Origin of the sequence: Selenomonas sp. (assembly GCF_052169755.1) — a bacterium.
Lineage (GTDB): Bacteria > Bacillota > Negativicutes > Selenomonadales > Selenomonadaceae > Selenomonas.
On record NZ_JBQNBV010000010.1, the window covers coordinates 1 to 16922 of the forward strand.

Below are 16922 nucleotides of genomic sequence, written 5' to 3' on the forward strand. Positions count from 1 at the left end.
GCGCTCGCGAGCCAAAAAGCTTCACCCAGCGAAGCCGTGCCCCTTGCGCATGGATGATTCGATAAATTGCTTTCCAATGCTCTGATGGCAGACCATACACGCCTCTCACCTCGACCGCAAAATCTTCCCCATATTCTCTGCAATTGATCATTTGAGGATCATATTTGTTTAGTTTGTAACCATTCCGCAAATTCCTTATATGTAATTTTCCGTTCAACAAGATCAATGATAGCGATTTCCATTTCGTCAACAGTGTATTCCAACGAAATACCGTTAATATCCAATAGGACAACCATCGTAAGGAAACCCGTTCGTTTATTTCCATCTACAAATCCATGATTGCACGCTATACCATAACATAAGCGTGCAGCTTTATGGAAAATCGTTGGGAATTGTCCATAAGCCTCCATTTGGAGAACTGCCCCTACCGCCGATTCGATAAGTTTGCGATCTCGTACCCCTTCTTTGACCACAAACTCTCCTTCCAATTCTTGATGAATATCAAAAACATCTTTTAGGATTAGTCCATATTCCGTTCCTTTATTCATCGATTTTCCAATCTTTTAAGCAATCTATAATTCTTTTTCATCATACGTGCAGATGATTCTTTAATCTTACGCGCTGCCTCCAAACTATTTGCACTTGTCAATCTGCGCGTTGTCTCTTTCTTTTTTTCTACCACAGCAGTTTTTTGCATGATATCTCGCTTCCCTCTTTATGCCCTTTTATATTGCTGTCATATAAACTGCAAGTAATCTTCAGATTGGAATTTCACCTCGACCGCAAAATCTTCCCCATATTCTCCACAATCTGCGCGTCCACATCATCCAAAAAAGCAAAACGCCTGCGGTAGACGGCGCGCTTCCTCGTCGGCACTTCCTCCATCGTCTTTCGCAGCTCGACGAGCGGAAGTTCATAGAAGCGTGCATCCGCCAGCACATGACCGCCCGCTTCTTCCCAGAAAGCGCCGAAGTCTGTCTTGAGCTTGCGGTCACGGCGGATATGGTTATTCGCATAGTATCCCTCATTGGATACGGCATAAATATGCTTAAGCCCCAAAGCTCTTGCGACTGCCTGTGCCATATAGAGAATGAGATTCTTCGTGCGATAGGCATGACACGCCTTCGTCACCTGCTTGACAACATCCTTGGCATTTTCCATATTCGGTCCCTGCATCGCGCCGATCCACATCGCCATCTCGCCATCCGGCGCTTGATTGAGCCAGAAGATGATCTGATAAAGCGCACCTTCTCCCATGCGCAGCATGACGGAAAGAAGGCCCTCCTTGCGCTGTCCCGGCTCAAAAAGAAGAAACGCCGCCAGTTCCTTCTCCATGCATGCCGCACCACGCCAAAGCGGCACTGCTGTATGCCGATAGAGATCAAGCAGGACATCCTCCGCCAACACATCCCGCAAGAACCCTATATGCGCCTCAACAAGTGCAGCGCGTTCCTCAAACGTGGACTTGTTATAGAAAAACGCCCGCGTCGGCTGCTCATAAACGAAGGGACACACATCCGCCACCTGCTGCAAGATCGCATCCTGCTGAAAAAAGGCGTCAATCTGCCGCATCCGAGAGCGATTCGCCATCGCACGCGCACAAAACACCACGCAGCGACGCGCTTCGCGTGGGTTTGACATATTGTATATCTTTTTCCCTAAGCTCCAAAAACTTTGCACGTTCTTTCTCCTTACCATCCCGAGCGCATTTCATCAAAGCACAAAACTCAGCCATGATACATATACGGATACTTCTTCGCAAACCATTCAATCCACGGAATATTCATATCCTCCAAGGTACGTTGTAATTCACGTATGGACGACCGCTTGCCCATGTAAGGTAGCGCCCGAAAAAATGGCGCATCTTTTTCTCATGACAAACAGATCAACAACATCGTATAGCATCCTCAAATACCATTCAAGAAGTTCATATTCATGATAAAACGTAAATCGCCAATATCCTGCATCCTCACTCTTCCATATCCCCGATTAAAATTCGCGAAATCGTCCGCATCGCAGCGACCTCATAGAGCGCCGCCTCGCGCTCTGCCGCAAGATCGTCCTGCGGCGATGAAATTCCCGATAAAAGCTCCATACGGTCGTCATCGATATTGCCCATAGCTTCACGACTGATCCAACAATCCGAATTGAACGCATACTTCGTTCCCTCCGTCATGCTTCGTGCAATCGATGCATATGAAAATCCCTCAGGTGCAATCAGCTCGATCAGCGTCGGAACAATCGCCGTATGCCCGCCCACAGCATCCTTAGGCAGGATATCCTTCGTCACGCCGTTGCCATACAAGACAAACGGCACACTTTCGTGCTCAAAAAGAGTCGGCTGCGCTGTCGGATCCATGCGAATCGAATGATCGCCCGTAATCACGAAAATGCTGTCCGGATATGCCGTCATCGTCCTGCGCACGAAATCCGTCACCACCTTATCCATATAGCGGTAGTGCCCCACTTCCAATGCCAGCTGCTTCGGCTGCTCCGTACGTCCCTGCAGCGCACTTTCCAATTCTGCCGTATCAATGCCCTCTGCGGCAAGATCAATATCATAAGGCGGATGATTAGAGATCGTCATGATGAGATGAACCGTCGGCGCTTCCTCTGCCAAATGCTCATAAAGCGCATCGAAGAGATGACCGTCTGTCGTCCCCCAAACATTTTGCTGCGGCGCATTGTAGTCCGGCGCACCATAAAAGGCGTCAAACCCTTGGGCAAGTGACAGCTTCTTGATGGAGTCCCACTCAGGATAGCCTCCATACCAAAACTCCACGCGATAGCCCAAGCGCTGAAACTGCGGCGCCATCGAAGTGAGATACGCCTCCCGATAGCTTTTCGGCTGATAATTCAAATCCATGCCGACATCGCTGAGGCCCGTTACAAGCCCCGTAATCGCCACCAAAGTAAACGTACCATTCGGCATAAAAGACTGCGTATAAAAGGCTCGATCCTCAGCAATCAAACTCTTGATGCCATCGGCGCCATGAAGATCGGCATACTCGGGGAGCATCGGCCATTGCGCATACGTTTCACCAAGAATGATGAAGATATGCTTCGGTTTGGGAAGCCGCGCCCCCTTCGTCGTACGCGTGAGACTTGCTTCCAGCTCTACCCCCTTACTCATGTCCCCCCTTAGGAAAGCACTGTATTCCTCAGCACGCGATACATCAATGAGACCGAGACCGCCTTTCTTTTGCATATTAAGGTAAAAATCCCGCACGCGATACATCGACTGAATATCGTCCAGAATGCACTCATTAAGAAACGGGTCTTTTGTGACCGAAGCATTCTCCCAGTTGATTGAATGCTCATAATTAAAACTGCCTCCGAAGCGAATAAAAACAAAAAAAATCGGAATAAATAGAAAAAGCCCCACGCCTGCCGCCCACCGATTCAACCACTTTGGCAAAGGCATCGTTTCCGTACGCAGCAGGCGGTGTAACAGAAAATAGGAAATTGCAGTCAAAACAACGGCTGCTAAAAAGCGCGTCGGCAGCGCATACGATTCAACTAACATCGAGAAAATCGTCTGCATATCCTCGTGTAGCCCCTGCACGACCTCCCTGCCGAACGTCGCGTGAAAAACCTCATAATACGGAAACCGTGCCTGAAAGAGTACGGCAAGAAGCGCGCTCCCTGCCGTTCCGAGCCAAAGCCGCAAACGATCAAGCTGCAGTCTCGGCAAAATAAGCTCTGGCAAAGAGCAAAAAACAAAGCCAAAAAGCGCCATAGCCCCCGCTGATTTCAGACTGAGACGAAACCCCAGCCAAAGAACCAGAAGCACATCCCCCATCGAAGTGGTCGGCGTCATCGATTCCGACATATATACCATGAAATATGCACGATAGAAACATATAACGAAGAGAAGAAACAGGAAGACCTTTAAATCTTTCTGCAGATTTGCAAAAAAATGTTCAAGACGCAATGCCGCCCCTCCTCCTATGATGATTACAGGCGAAAACTGTTATCTTTCAAAAGTATATCACAAGAACCCTAGTCAAAAAAGGGATTTTCACCCTCTACAGTGATATTGCTGTCATATAATCTGCAAGTGAACTTCAGATTGGAGTTTCACCTTGATCGAAACTCCAAAAACTTTGCACGGATTGTTCTCCTTAGCATATGAACAGCAAAATGTTATCAGATTCCCTTATACAAGGATACTTTTTCCAACCGTAACCATTGTAGACATAAAGCAAGGAGCAACCAATATACTTTCATCACAAACGATCTTCCCAGATTATACTCGGTTAATCCTTGCAAAAAACTACCTAAAAAAACTGCTAAAAATACCAGTGCTGCAACACTTCGCATTTTTCTCCACGAAGCAACGCCATAGGAGAACCACGTCAACCAAAAAACCAACAAGGCTAATACTCCTATAATACCGCACTCAGCGAGCATATGCATAATATTATTATGTGCATGATCGAGATACGGTTCCTTTGCTTCAGGCAAAATATAGCCACCTTGATATTCCTCACGAAAGCGCGAAAGCCCAACTCCCATAACAGGATGATCCTCAAACATATGAAAAGCACTTTTCCATAGAAGGAGTCTTTCCGAATTGCTCTGAAACTGCATATCCCCGATCGTCGCAAGACGACCAGACAGAATCGGAGAAAAAGAAAAGATACCGCCGAAAACAAATACGGCAACCAGCATCCCAAGGAAAAATCTCTTTTTTCTCTGTACTGCCATAAAACCTACCACAGTGCAAGAAACTGCAACAGCAATCCATGCACCGCGCGTCCCATTCAACAGTAAGGAGACAATCCCCAGAACTGTTAAAACTCCTAAAAAGAGCCGATATCTTTGCGTCACTTTTCCTGCCATACATAACAAAATCAATGCAGGAACAATCATCGACAAAAATCCGGCAGTAGTCATAGGTTCAGCAAAGCCATCAGCACGATAATTTTGCTGAACGATCCCTTCGTATAAGAGCGCAACGCCATTAATAGCAAAAGAAGCTGCAACACACAAAGCAATGCTCAAAAGTCTCTCTTTCTCTCGGACCATTAAAAGCACAGCATAAAGCGGCAACATGTGATACCCATAATAATCAACGACTTTACCGACCTTCAAAGGATTGATTGAACACAGCGCTGAAAGTGCCGTAGCACATATTAAAAGCAGCAAAACAATCGTCAGTTTCCTATCTGGCAACGCCAGGCGCCAATCGTCTCGCTTGCTGATTATGCGCAAAAAAAATACTAAAACAAGTGGACCAAGAAAAATATTTCCTCCAGCAATCGTCAAATTACTAAACAAAGCGAAACCACAGAGCAAATAATATCCCCATTTGTCCAATTTGTCTACGCTGGGAATACCTATGCAACTTTTCATTTACCATCCCCCTATACACAGTCTCTGCGATAAAAGCAACTTTTAGTAGCTGAAGAATCATTCTTTTATAATAGTTATAATTTGATGAATGAACTCTCTCGGACTATAAACATCAGCCGCTTTCTGCAGCTCTGCTATATAGTGAAGGGATTCATCATCATACCCATTAACAAAAAGTTCCAATGTTTTACGCAACAACATAAGATCACCACTCGGGAAGATCTTGCCGATGCCATACGTCGCAAAAACCTCGGGATTCATATCGTCGCTTGTCACGACAGGCTTTTGAAAGCCGATTGCCGTAAAGAGCATACCGCCCCAATGATAGCGATAGCGCGGCGCGGAATACGGCAGAAGGAGTGCATCCACCGAAGCGATGGCAAGTTGCCATTCAGCGCCAATCAGTCCCCGATGCAAGAATCTGATGCCACCCTTGCCACGATACTTCGCAATGATGCGCTCGAAATCTGCCGCGTCTTCGGGATGCATCGTCGCACCCTGTACGAAAAGCTCGACCGGACGCGTATAACGACCGCCAAGATACGCCTCCAAAAAATCTTCCAACCGCTTTTCTCGCCGATACTGACCGAAGAATCCCAATACCAGCGGCTTCTTCCCATCCATTTCAAGCGCATGAGAATCCGTCTGCAAAAATTCATCTGCTGGCGGCGGCATCCCCGGCTTCCATGCTATATCGCGCGGCACGAATGTCGGCGGATAAATCAGCCGCACATTCGCCCGCTTCTCGCCAAAAATGCTGTCGCCAAAAGAAAGCACCGTGGGGCGGATATTTAAGCAATCTGCGAGCGAATCCGCTTCCCGTAAGAACTTCGGCGCTTCCTTGGGATTGATGCCATGCAGAATGAAGAGCACAGGCACGGGCGACTTTCTGAGGACACTCCGTTTCAAAGCTCTGAGATAGCGATAGGTCGAAGTCGGTACGATGAACGCATCAACCTCGCCGCGCTTCGCCGCCTCGTAGAGCTGTCGATACCAGCGCAGGCGATGCAGCTCGCGCCGCACAGTACGAACAATCTTTCGCACTCCCGTCACTCCCGTATAAGAAACCACGCCGCCGCGAAGTTCCCGCACAAGCACATGATAGTCCATAGCAAATCGAAAGCCCTCAGGTACATAGAAGCACACCTCATGCCCCAAGGATTGAAGCTCTTCGACTAGAATGCGGTCAAAGTCCACCTCATGCCCGCCCGGTGTCATGATGTTTTCAAAAATCCCGATGCGCATTATCTCCCCCCTTCCCATTCACACACTCATCCAACAATTCTTCCCACGCTGCCCAGATCACGGACGCCCTATACTTTCGCATGGATGCTCTTGCTGCTTTTCCCAATCTCACTCGCAAATCTTGATTTTCCATAAGCATTCTCATACTTTGCGCCAAGCTATCTACACTATCTTCGGCGAGAAGTCCGTTGACACCATCTTGAATCAATTCATTTACAGCAACACAACTCTTACAGCCAAGCGGGGGGAGTCCCATACTCATAGCTTCAGCCAAGGTCAAACCAAAACCTTCAAACGCACTGGGGAAAACAAACAAGTCGCCTTTCTGCAAAACAGAAGCAACATCATGCGTCGTCCCTTTCAAAAAAATCCGCTCTGACAATCCCTTACGTCGTATAGTTGTTTCCAAAAACCACTGATACGATTTCTTCGAACCATAGCCCCAAATTTCCACGATCCAATGCGGAAAGGCATCCGCCAGCTTAGAAAATGCCTCGATCAGCAAATGCGGCCTTTTAATCTTTTTCACCAATCGTCCGATAAAGATAATCTTATATTGCTCCTTCGCACATGCCAACTCTGCCTCTTCTTCATACTGCGGAACCACATTGCCAATAACCGCGATCTTCATCTTAGGAAATCGTTTTTTTATCGGTTCCGCAAAAATCGGCAACAAAACTTGACATGCTGCACTCTTCCTCAATGCTGGTATTTCTGCCTGTGGATAGATGTGAAAAATATCCTCCGTAGTACCATGATTCATCGTGATTACAGGGATCTTCGTCTCTAAATCACAAAGAAACAACTTGCTGGCAGCTGGCTGAAACGAAATGATAATATCGGGTCTAAACTTATGCAAGATACTATTTGCTGATTTCAATAAATATTCCTCAACAAATTCATTATTCACAGCACGGGCTCTTTGGGTGCTGAAAGCACGGATAATTTCCCGTTTAACTTTCAAACACTTTGGAAAAAGGATGTCCATATCTTCGTAGTGCTGTAAATTATACAATTCAACGCCATCATCCACAGGAAAAAACGGCTTGCCGATCTTATCATCGCAAAATACCATCGCCACATCATGACCGCGCTGCTTCATCTCGTTCGCAAAGCTGCAATGCACCTTTGCCAAGCCGCCGGTATCATCCACCATATCCGATAGGTTTGCCAATAAGAGCTTCATGAGACACTATCCTCTTTTCATGAAAACATCTTTTCTCTACCACAAAACTCCAAAAGGTCAAGCCGTAGACGCAGACCCATTGTCTAAGTTTCTAGTACGGGCGGCGCACAATGTCCAAAAAGTGGACGTTTGTTCGTGTAGTTTACCATATGCTAATCATCGCAATATACTGAACACACGCCTCTATACGACGTGCACTCATCCTCATCATATGCGTGATAATCGCGCCTCTCTGAACTTGATAAGGATTATTTGCGGACGACTATGCGCGTGCCATTTTCAGCAAATGCTCTTTCAGCAACGTAAACTTTTCATAAACAAACTCCTCTGTATATGGAAGCAATCGAACCTGTCGAACAAATTTATCGTAATATGCCTCATCACGTGCCAAGCGCAGGACTTCTTGTATGAATGCACTATGATCGCTCTGCTCCCGCTTCCATAGGAGAACAGCATCCTGATTGACAATCTCCGGTTCCGGCTGATTTCCCGCCCCTGCATACAGAGGAATCGTACCGCATCGAAACGCATCAAACAGTTTCTCCGTAACATAGAGCGGTGTATCAAAATTCTCAGCACAAATATTAAATTTGAATTCTCTCAAATAGTAATATTTATCATTATTGTAAATCGTCCACAAATCATCCGTATTGTGCTTCCACTTACCAGCACAGGAAATGTCCAAATGATCTTTCAGAGCATCATACATTGGGCTACGCATATTCCATTGATCATGACTGGCAATCAATGCACAGTCAAATTTTCTCGTATTCTCGGCGCGATTGATCTCATCTATTCGTTCACGAATCATCTCTCGATCAACTACAGGCTCAAACATGTACAGAAGCCAATAGGGGAATCGGATATATCGTTCATCCTGTATATCATCATAGCCCAGAGAAAGTTTGACCTTGTCCAGAGCGTAGTCTTGATAAATCTCGTACGGCCAATTTGGGATATGTACATTTTCCCCAGAGACAAACACTTTATTCTTCCCTGACATAGTCAACGCTATGCGGGGTCCGAATACTGAAAAGAAATGATATCTGTGTTCTGTTCCTACATTTCTTACAATGAAGCGATGAAACCACTCATCCTCATAGTCGTTACATGGATACCAATTATGATAACAAACAGAACCGTCCTTTGTTCTCTGTCGATAAGAACGCACAATACGTCCCAAATTCCAAGGAACATGTCCCCATGCGCTCAGTTTTTTAGCCAGACGCAACAAGCCAAACATAATTTACACCACTTTCTTTCCTCTTGAATTTGCATAGCAAATTCTATCTTGTTAACAAATTCGTCAAATATTCGTTTAATTTTCGCGTCCATACTTCATAAGAGAAACTTTCTTGTGCAAACTTCTCCACCGCAAAATTCAGCTCGCTTAATGCCCCATCTTGCGCAACTTTTTCTAAAACTTCAGCTAATATCTTCGCATTATTCTGCGGAACTATACTACCATACTGGCCATGATTAGTGACATCCTGCACCGAGCGACCAAAATCTGTAAGTATTGGATATGCACCAAAATACATAGCTTCCAGAATAGCAATACAAAAACCTTCCGATCTGCTCGTCATGCACATAATCTTAGATTTCGCATATAATTCATAGAGCCTCTTTCTGTCACGAAGCTCTCCGACCAACAACAAATGCTCCGCCATCCATGCATCAGATTCACATATCCGCTTAATGTATTCCACAAAATGTGCTTCCGCAGGCCCTACAAAGAGAAATTTCCAATCGTTGAACAGTTTTCTATCTACCTTGCGTATCGCCTCAACCAAAAGTTCATTATTCTTGACATGCTTTCCTAGGCGACCGACGGTCAGCAAAATGTTCTCCTTTTGTTTCGGACGAGAAATCTTCCCCAGATCCACGCCAAATAAAGATACGGCATTCGGCAGATATTCGATACGATTCTTAAAAAGCCGCATCTCCTTCAAGACTTTGTAGAACGAGCGATTTTCAACTGTAAAAAGATCGACAGCGTAACTCTTCCAGTATTCCGGCACAATCTTGATCTTGCGCAGAAAGGTTCCATCATAGAAATGAGAAAATCCACTTTCATTCATATCCAATTTGATATAGGTCTTGATTGCCGGATTCAGTCTTTTCGCCAAACGTGGCAAAGAATACGATGCCCCGCCATAATTAAAACAGCAAAGCACATCCAGCTCTTTGACATGTTGCCGCAAATACTCTGCTGCGATTTTCCTTTGTTTTTTATAATCCTCTGCTTTACCCAAACATTTTAATGCACAATACTGTTCAAATTGTGCGTTTTTCAAAGGAGTTCCATTAGTAAAATATGCATAAGTACAAGACCAACCATGGTCTTTTCCCAAATAATAAGGATATGCACACATATCTTTTGTCAAATATGCTTCTGTATTATCTTCAAAATTCATCATCAATAATCTTTTCTGCACATGCATCCCTCGCCACAGTCACCGTATAAATGAACCCTATTCCACAACCCTACACTCATTCAGCAAGGCTTCCCAAGTCGTCCAAATCACAGAAGCCTCATATTGTCGCATAGATGCTCTTGCCGCCGTCCCCATCTTCACTCGCAACTCTTGATTTTCCATCAGTGTTTTCATACTTTGTGCCAAACCGTCCGCACTATCTTCAATAAGCATCCCCTAGGAAGCACAGATAAATTCAGTGCTTCTTATACAACCCATTATCTAAAATTTTAATGTAGCGATATTCTCGTTCCATGCTCAAACACAAAATCCGTGCAATGATAGAGACCTGCGACAAACCGGCAATCAAACCGCCAACGTGCGCCAATGTATACATATCCCGTAAAACTTCCAGACCCTTACGATAAGAATCCCCCGCTTGGCGGCTCTCTTCAAAAGCAATATTGCATACGCCATCCGAGCGATATGTATCCTGATAGTATAACACCTTAGATCCATATCGTTTTTCAAAACATTCCACATATCTACGATCATCTGTCGCTAAAAAAAGATATGAAAACCCTCTTGCCAATGCATCATCAATAGCTAAAAAATAATCCTCAGGGAGCACGCAATTCGGATGGTTTTTCCAGTGAAGCAGAAAGTCTGTACCTCGAATATGTATACCTAACACTTGATCCATCCGGACTACTTTCTTAAAGAGTTCTTCTCTATCTTTATCTAGTTTTTTCCCGACGCTATCATTTAGATGGAGATATTTTTTTACGATACCAGACATTTTTTGCAGATACGCATCATCTACACAATACCCTCCCGGCAAGTCAGGATTCAAGTTTCCTAATTCACGCTCAATACGGTAAAGATGTGGTGGTTTGAACAAAAAAACTCGCCCGCTTCGATATACGTCCGAAAGAGAGAGTGAACTGGTTTGCTGGAAATAATATTCAAAGGGATTATCAAATTCATCGTTCGCAAAAAATTCTTTACAAGGGCAAGAATCTGCATAATATACAACAGGAACAAAACCCAATTTTTCAGCTTCAAATAAGGCATGCAACGTATGTCGCATGTAGCCTCCCAGCCCCATTACTCCATGAATTTCGATAAAAAACAGGTTTTTTTCTAAATTCTCGTTTCCAAAAGACTTGATTTCTATACTATTGGGATCATTGCCAAGTTTTAAGATATCCTCAAGATATGCCTCATCATTCCATTTCCACAACAGTCTCCGCAAACAACGCCAGCTCTTTAACCAACGCCAATTTTTCCTTTTAGCTTTCAGCTCTTTAATATATATGCGAACTCTTTCTTTACATGAAGCGCAACCCATTTTTCATCACACCCCTTTCATACAAACGGAACAAAACAGACATCTATATTGATGCATGTTCTTATTCAAACATTTCCTTTAATACTCCATTAGAATCAACGAATATGTCATCATCCTCTCCTCAACCCCCCCAGCACACCTTCCACCACATCCAACAAACTTCCGCCCTCATACCGCATGCCCCGCACACCTGCCCTTCTCGCGCATTCCATGTCGCTTTCGCTGTCGCCGATGAGAACGGCACGCGTTCGATCAATGTTGTACTTCGCACAGGCGGCATCTACCATACCCGTGGCGGGTTTGCGGCATGTGCAGGCTTTTGTGTACTCGGGAATCCTGCCATCAATATGGTGCGGGCAGTAGAAGAGGGCGTCCAAGTGTGCGCCCTCTTTTTTCAGTTCTTCGTTCATCCAGTCATGCAGTCGGCGAACATCTTCCTCGGGGTAGTAGCCGCGCGCCACGCCCGATTGGTTCGTGACGACGACGGTGAGGATGCCGCATTCGTTGAGGCGGCGGATGGCGGCGGGAGCGTCGGGTGTCCAGAGGAAGTCTTCGGGACGGTGCAGGTAATGGATATCGATGTTCAGCGTGCCGTCGCGGTCGAAGAATACAGCGGGGACGCCCTTACTCGGCATAGCGGAAGTATCCTCCATCTTCAAGGAAATCGACGTATTCCTTGACGGCGGCGCGGAAGTCGTAGAAACCTCCGTCGTAGCCCGCCTTTAGGAGCTGCTTCGGATCGGCTTCGGTAAAGCTCTGATATTTGCCTTTGAGGACTTCGGGGAAGTCGCGGTAGCCGATATGCCCTTTTCCCAAGGCAGCGATGACGGCGTCGGCGGCTTCGTTGTATGTGTGCGCCTTGCCCGTGCCGCAGTTGTAGATGCCGGACGGTCCCTTGTTTTCCCAGAACCAGAAGTTGACTTTGACGACATCCTTGACGTAAATGAAGTCGCGGCGCTGCTCGCCGTCGTTGAAGCCGTCCGTGCCGCGGAAAAGACGTGCCTCGCCTGTTTCCTTGAGCTGGCGGTAGAGTTGGTAGAAGATTGACGCCATTTTACCCTTGTGCTGCTCCTGCGGGCCGAATACGTTGAAGTAGCGCAGACCGACGATCGGGCTACGGCTCTCGCGCATGACCTGACGCACATAGCGGTCGAAGGCGAGCTTGCTGTAGGCGTAGGGATTCAGCGCGTCCTCCGCCGCTTCGCCTTCAGTGAAGCCGTGGCGGCCTGCGCCGTACGTCGAGGCGGACGAGGCGTAGAGAAACGGCACGCGGTGCAGCAGGCAGAAGTGCAGCAGCGTCTTCGAGTATTCGTAGTTGGTCTTCATCATGTAGTTGACATCGTACTCCATCGTATCGGAGCACGCTCCCTCGTGAAAGACGGCGTCGATGTCGCTGCCGCCGAATTCGTCGTTCTCGATGCTCTCTAAGAAATCGTCCTTATGACGATAGTCGATGAAGTGCAGTCCGCGCAGGTTCTTGTAGTTTTCCCCATCCTTGAGGTCATCGACGATGAGGATGTCATTCCTGCCCTTGCGGTTGAGCTCCTTGACGATATTGCTGCCGATGAATCCGGCGCCGCCTGTGACGATGATCATGAAGATCCCCTCTCTCTTTTCCTGTGAGGCGCATACGGAACGCGCCTGCCAAACTTATGCCTCTTCGCGCGGCATTTCCCTCAGCGCTTCCTTCAACTCCTCGCGGCTCACGGCATAGGTGCCGAGTTTACGCACGACGACACTTGCGGCGAGATTGGCGAGGAAAGCGGCGTCCGCTCCCTTGAGTCCGCCGGAAAGCCCTGCGGCGAGGACGGCGATGACCGTATCGCCCGCGCCCGATACGTCGAAGACTTCCTGCGCACGCGTCGGGATATGCAGTTCTTCGCCCTCGCGCACGAGCGTCACACCGTTTTCCGAACGCGTCGCGAGCACATTTTTGATGCGGTACTTGCGCATGATGTAGTGCGCGGCCTTGACCACTTCGGCATCGGTGTTCTTGATGGGATCGATGAGAATCTCGTTGATTTCTTTGACGTTCGGTGTGATGTAGTCGGCGCCGCGGTATTTCGTCCAGTTCGCGCCCTTGGGATCGATGATGACGGGAACGCCGTGCGCGTGCGCCGCTTCGATGATCGCCGTCGTCGTGACTTCGCTGCACGTTCCCTTCGCATAGTCGGAAACGACGATGGCGTCGATGCTCTCAGCGAGCTTGCAGCGCACGAAGGCGAGGAATTTATCGATGTAGATCTTCTCAAGCGGCTCGGTGCTCTCGAAGTCGAGCCGCATCATCTGCTGATGTCCGCCGATGATGCGCATCTTCGTCGTCGTCGGGCGGTTCGTCGGCACGAGTCCCGCATGGTCAATGCCGTTTTCCACGAGCTTTTCCTTCAAGGAGCGGCAATGGTAGTCCTCGCCGACAAAGCCCGCGAGAAGCGTGTCGCAGCCGAGGAGCGCGAGGTTGTGCGCAACGTTCGCCGCGCCGCCGAGCGTTTCTTTCTGGCGCATGATATGGTTGATCGGCACGGGCGCTTCGGGCGAAATTCGCGTGACTTCGCCGTAGTAATATTTGTCGAGCATGACGTCGCCCGTGACGAGGATCTTGCAGCGCGAAAGACGCTCCTCGACGAGGGCGAGCATTTTTTCGATGTCCATAGAAAGCTCCCTTCCAACGAGATAACTTCTCTTATAATTCTACAACCTTGCAGCGATATTGTCCATCATGCGCGGGGATATTGCCGACCTTGTTTTCATATTGCCGCAGAAGCTCCTCCGCATAGCGCAGTACTTCCTTGACAGGGATGTTCTTCATGCACGCCATATTTTCTGCCCCCTCTCTCGGACATTCGTGCTTGCCGCACGGATGGCAGGCTTCGGGCGTCTTGAGTAGGATGTCCTTGGCGTCGTAGGGGTAAAACCCCGGCACGGGACTTGCGCCGAACATCGTGACGATGGGCACGTTCATCGCGACGCCGACGTGCATGGGGCCGGAATCCGTCGTGATGAAGAGCGCACATTTCTTGAGGAGCGCCGCAAGCTCGGCGAGCGTGACGCGTCCCGTGAAGGTCTGCAGCATCGCATGATCGCCGTGGCGCATCTTGGCGCGGCAGGCGCGGACGAGTTCTTCATCCATCGGACCGCCGAAGAAGGCGATGCCGTAACCTTTTTCCAGAAAATAGTCAGCAGTTTGCGCAAAATACTCGTCGATCCAGCGCTTCGTCTTCCAACTCGCGCCGATGTTCAAGGCGATGACCTTCGCTCCCGCCGGAAAGGCGTCCTGCCAGAGCTTTGCCGCGCTTTCCTCCGCACCTTCGGGCAGCCACATCTCCAAGCCAGCATCGTCGATGCGCTCGATGCCGACGGCTTCTTGCAGCACGTCGAAGTGGGAATGGATCTGGTGCTTGACCGCCTTCTTGTTTTCCATGACCTTGTTGAAGAAGGCGGAAAAGAGGGGCTTTGCATAGCCGACGATGCGCCCTGCGCCCGAGAAGGCCGCGAGCGCTGAGGCGCGTTCGTTGCGGTGCAGATTGATGACGAGGTCGAAATGCTCGCGGCGAACACGGCGGATAAAGCGCAAAAAAGCGAGCGGATGATTATCCGCTCCCTTCTTGTCGAGCAAAAGACAGCCGTCGATATGCTTGTTATAGATCACAAGATCGGCGAGCTTCTTGTCTGCGAGAAGCGTGATGCAAGCCTTCGGAAAGTTCGTCCGAAGCGTCCTGAGGACGGGCGTCACAAGCATGAGGTCGCCGATGTGCATGAGGTTGATGACGAGGATGTTGTCGTAATCTTTTTGGCGCATAAATGATTCCTTATAGTGATTGCTGAAAAGAAAAAAAGTGGCACGCATCTACTGCCTTCACTGTGCCAAAACGTCCCGAATCTTTTCCTTGACTTCCTCGACGGAGAGGATCGCGAGGCAGTCAAGTCCCTTGGGACATGCTCTCTTCCAGCAGGCTTTGCAGGTGCGTGGGATCTCCATAGCATTTTGCTGCTGTCCGTAGGGACCGTTGCGGTTGGCGTCGGTCGGCCCCATGAGCATGATGGTCTTGGCGCCAAAACCGGCGGCGAGGTGGACAGGACCGGTGTCACCGCCGAGAACGAGCGCGGCGCGTGTGAAGATGTGCGCTAGCTCCTTGAGGCTCGTGCGCCCGACGAGGTTGACCGGCGGCACTTCGGCGAGCGCTTCGATGTCGCACACGAGACTTTCGTCGAGGCGGCCGCCGCCGACGAGCACAGGCGTAAATTTTTCGCCATAAAGCCAGTCGGCAAGCACAGCGAAGTATTTCATCGGCCAGCGCTTGTTCGGCCAATTCGCGCCGATGGCGAGGACGACGAATCGGCTATCCTCACGCACGCCCTCGGCGGCAAGCAGCGCATCTGCCGAAGCAGCTTCTGCCGGGGAGACGGCAACGGGGAAGCGCACCTCGTCAACGCGGCAGCCAAGGGCGCGCGCGACATCGAGGTATCGCTCGACGATGTGACCTGCGGCGTGCGCCCCTTGGACGGGACGGCTCACATAGGCAGAGCCTTCGCGCATGTTCGCCGTGCCGAGACGCAGCTTCGCTCCCGACTGCGCAACGATGACGGCGGATTTGAATAGTCCCTGCAGGTCGAGCGCTGCATCGTATTTGCGTGCGCGAAGCTCATGGCGAAAAGGGCGGAACTCTTCAAGGAAGCCGCGCACGGTACGAAAGCGCTTCTTTTCAAAAAGAATAATGTCGTCAATGTAAGGATTGCCCGTAAGAATATCGTAGGCTGTCGGCTCGACAACCCACGTCAGATGCGCTTTGGGATACGTCTCCTTAATCGCATAGGACACGGGGAGCGCATGAATGACGTCGCCGATGGCGCTGAGTTTGACAACCAAGATGTTGTCCATGATGCTCCCCCTCCTCTTCCTTATTTTCGGTTGATTCTTTCGATGATCTTTGTCGTCGAGCGACCGGGCACGAGACCGATGAAATGCACCTCGCCGCCATACCTTTCGACGATCTTCGCTTCGGGCAGCGTCTCTCGCGTGTAGTCGCCGCCCTTAGCGTAGACAGCGGGACGCACCTTCTCGACCAGAGCTTCCGCCGTCGGCTCATCAAAGAGCACGACGTAATCGACAGCGGCGAGCGCACCCACGACCTCTGCACGGTCAAGCTCGCGGTTGACAGGGCGCGTCTCTCCCTTCAAGCGGCGCACGGACGCGTCGGTATTGAGCCCGAGCACGAGACAGTCGCCCAGAGAGCGCGCCTGCGTCAGATAGCGCACATGCCCTGCGTGCAGGATGTCGAAGCAGCCGTTCGTAAAGACGATGCGCTGCCCTGCTGCGCGCAGGGTAGCGCAAAAATCCTCGATCTTTTCGTTTGGTATCAGCATGAGA

The 16922-nt window shown here is 49.1% G+C and carries 15 protein-coding genes; all 15 read right to left on the reverse strand.

Annotation, left to right across the window (positions count from 1 at the left end; genetic code table 11):
• Nucleotides 1-158: 158 nt before the first annotated feature.
• The 15 genes from ACTTKG_RS01595 to rfaE2 all read right to left on the reverse strand — a co-directional run bounded on the left by ACTTKG_RS01595 (nt 159) and on the right by rfaE2 (nt 16918).
• Nucleotides 159-548 (reverse strand): type II toxin-antitoxin system death-on-curing family toxin, encoded by a 390-nt coding sequence (locus ACTTKG_RS01595; RefSeq protein WP_442672511.1) that lies wholly within the window; start codon nt 546-548, stop codon nt 159-161.
• A 223-nt stretch (nt 549-771) separates the two neighbouring features.
• Nucleotides 772-1641, reverse strand: coding sequence for a VirK/YbjX family protein (locus tag ACTTKG_RS01600; protein ID WP_442672512.1), 870 nt, complete (start codon nt 1639-1641; stop codon nt 772-774).
• Between the two features lie 328 nt (nt 1642-1969).
• Complete coding sequence (locus ACTTKG_RS01605) at nt 1970-3832, reverse strand: LTA synthase family protein (RefSeq protein ID WP_442672513.1); 1863 nt, start codon at nt 3830-3832, stop codon at nt 1970-1972.
• A 317-nt stretch (nt 3833-4149) separates the two neighbouring features.
• Nucleotides 4150-5358, reverse strand: a complete 1209-nt coding sequence (locus ACTTKG_RS01610; protein ID WP_442672514.1) for an O-antigen ligase family protein — start codon at nt 5356-5358, stop codon at nt 4150-4152.
• Between the two features lie 57 nt (nt 5359-5415).
• Complete coding sequence (locus ACTTKG_RS01615; protein ID WP_442672515.1) at nt 5416-6603, reverse strand: glycosyltransferase; 1188 nt, start codon at nt 6601-6603, stop codon at nt 5416-5418.
• Nucleotides 6584-7789, reverse strand: coding sequence for a glycosyltransferase (locus tag ACTTKG_RS01620; protein WP_442672516.1), 1206 nt, complete (start codon nt 7787-7789; stop codon nt 6584-6586). The genes ACTTKG_RS01615 and ACTTKG_RS01620 overlap by 20 nt, the downstream gene beginning before the upstream one ends.
• A gap of 262 nt (nt 7790-8051) precedes the next feature.
• A complete protein-coding gene (locus tag ACTTKG_RS01625) occupies nt 8052-9032 on the reverse strand; it encodes a glycosyltransferase family 10 domain-containing protein (RefSeq protein WP_442672517.1) in 981 nt (326 codons plus the stop codon).
• 43 nt (nt 9033-9075) lie between these two features.
• Entirely contained in the window at nt 9076-10209 is a 1134-nt protein-coding gene (locus ACTTKG_RS01630) for a glycosyltransferase family 4 protein (RefSeq protein WP_442672518.1), read from the reverse strand.
• A 253-nt stretch (nt 10210-10462) separates the two neighbouring features.
• On the reverse strand, nt 10463-11557 hold the full coding sequence (locus ACTTKG_RS01635) for an O-fucosyltransferase family protein (RefSeq protein WP_442672519.1): 1095 nt from the start codon (nt 11555-11557) through the stop codon (nt 10463-10465).
• Nucleotides 11558-11667: 110 nt separating this feature from the next.
• Nucleotides 11668-12192, reverse strand: a complete 525-nt coding sequence (locus ACTTKG_RS01640) for a D-glycero-alpha-D-manno-heptose-1,7-bisphosphate 7-phosphatase (RefSeq protein WP_442672520.1) — start codon at nt 12190-12192, stop codon at nt 11668-11670.
• Nucleotides 12182-13153: an ADP-glyceromanno-heptose 6-epimerase gene (gene rfaD / locus ACTTKG_RS01645; RefSeq protein WP_442672521.1), complete on the reverse strand. Its 972-nt coding sequence runs from the start codon at nt 13151-13153 to the stop codon at nt 12182-12184. The genes ACTTKG_RS01640 and rfaD overlap by 11 nt, the downstream gene beginning before the upstream one ends.
• Before the next feature lie 54 nt (nt 13154-13207).
• Nucleotides 13208-14206, reverse strand: a complete 999-nt coding sequence (gene rfaE1 / locus ACTTKG_RS01650) for a D-glycero-beta-D-manno-heptose-7-phosphate kinase (RefSeq protein WP_442672522.1) — start codon at nt 14204-14206, stop codon at nt 13208-13210.
• Between the two features lie 31 nt (nt 14207-14237).
• On the reverse strand, nt 14238-15353 hold the full coding sequence (locus ACTTKG_RS01655; RefSeq protein ID WP_442672523.1) for a glycosyltransferase family 9 protein: 1116 nt from the start codon (nt 15351-15353) through the stop codon (nt 14238-14240).
• Between the two features lie 57 nt (nt 15354-15410).
• On the reverse strand, nt 15411-16433 hold the full coding sequence (locus ACTTKG_RS01660) for a glycosyltransferase family 9 protein (RefSeq protein ID WP_442672524.1): 1023 nt from the start codon (nt 16431-16433) through the stop codon (nt 15411-15413).
• A gap of 20 nt (nt 16434-16453) precedes the next feature.
• Entirely contained in the window at nt 16454-16918 is a 465-nt protein-coding gene (rfaE2, locus tag ACTTKG_RS01665) for a D-glycero-beta-D-manno-heptose 1-phosphate adenylyltransferase (protein WP_442672525.1), read from the reverse strand.
• Nucleotides 16919-16922 lie beyond the last annotated feature (4 nt).

Bases quoted from the DNA above. Each gene is read 5' to 3' on its own strand.
- ACTTKG_RS01655 (WP_442672523.1), bottom strand. From the start codon at position 15,353: ATGCGCCAAAAAGATTACGACAACATCCTCGTCATCAACCTCATGCAC.
- ACTTKG_RS01630 (WP_442672518.1), bottom strand. From the start codon at position 10,209: ATGATGAATTTTGAAGATAATACAGAAGCATATTTGACAAAAGATATG.
- ACTTKG_RS01620 (WP_442672516.1), bottom strand. From the start codon at position 7,789: ATGAAGCTCTTATTGGCAAACCTATCGGATATGGTGGATGATACCGGC.
- ACTTKG_RS01595 (WP_442672511.1), bottom strand. From the start codon at position 548: ATGAATAAAGGAACGGAATATGGACTAATCCTAAAAGATGTTTTTGAT.
- ACTTKG_RS01625 (WP_442672517.1), bottom strand. From the start codon at position 9,032: ATGTTTGGCTTGTTGCGTCTGGCTAAAAAACTGAGCGCATGGGGACAT.
- ACTTKG_RS01635 (WP_442672519.1), bottom strand. From the start codon at position 11,557: ATGGGTTGCGCTTCATGTAAAGAAAGAGTTCGCATATATATTAAAGAG.
- ACTTKG_RS01605 (WP_442672513.1), bottom strand. From the start codon at position 3,832: ATGTCGGAATCGATGACGCCGACCACTTCGATGGGGGATGTGCTTCTG.
- ACTTKG_RS01640 (WP_442672520.1), bottom strand. From the start codon at position 12,192: ATGCCGAGTAAGGGCGTCCCCGCTGTATTCTTCGACCGCGACGGCACG.
- ACTTKG_RS01615 (WP_442672515.1), bottom strand. From the start codon at position 6,603: ATGCGCATCGGGATTTTTGAAAACATCATGACACCGGGCGGGCATGAG.
- rfaD (WP_442672521.1), bottom strand. From the start codon at position 13,153: ATGATCATCGTCACAGGCGGCGCCGGATTCATCGGCAGCAATATCGTC.
- ACTTKG_RS01660 (WP_442672524.1), bottom strand. From the start codon at position 16,433: ATGGACAACATCTTGGTTGTCAAACTCAGCGCCATCGGCGACGTCATT.
- ACTTKG_RS01600 (WP_442672512.1), bottom strand. From the start codon at position 1,641: ATGTCAAACCCACGCGAAGCGCGTCGCTGCGTGGTGTTTTGTGCGCGT.
- rfaE2 (WP_442672525.1), bottom strand. From the start codon at position 16,918: ATGCTGATACCAAACGAAAAGATCGAGGATTTTTGCGCTACCCTGCGC.
- rfaE1 (WP_442672522.1), bottom strand. From the start codon at position 14,206: ATGGACATCGAAAAAATGCTCGCCCTCGTCGAGGAGCGTCTTTCGCGC.
- ACTTKG_RS01610 (WP_442672514.1), bottom strand. From the start codon at position 5,358: ATGAAAAGTTGCATAGGTATTCCCAGCGTAGACAAATTGGACAAATGG.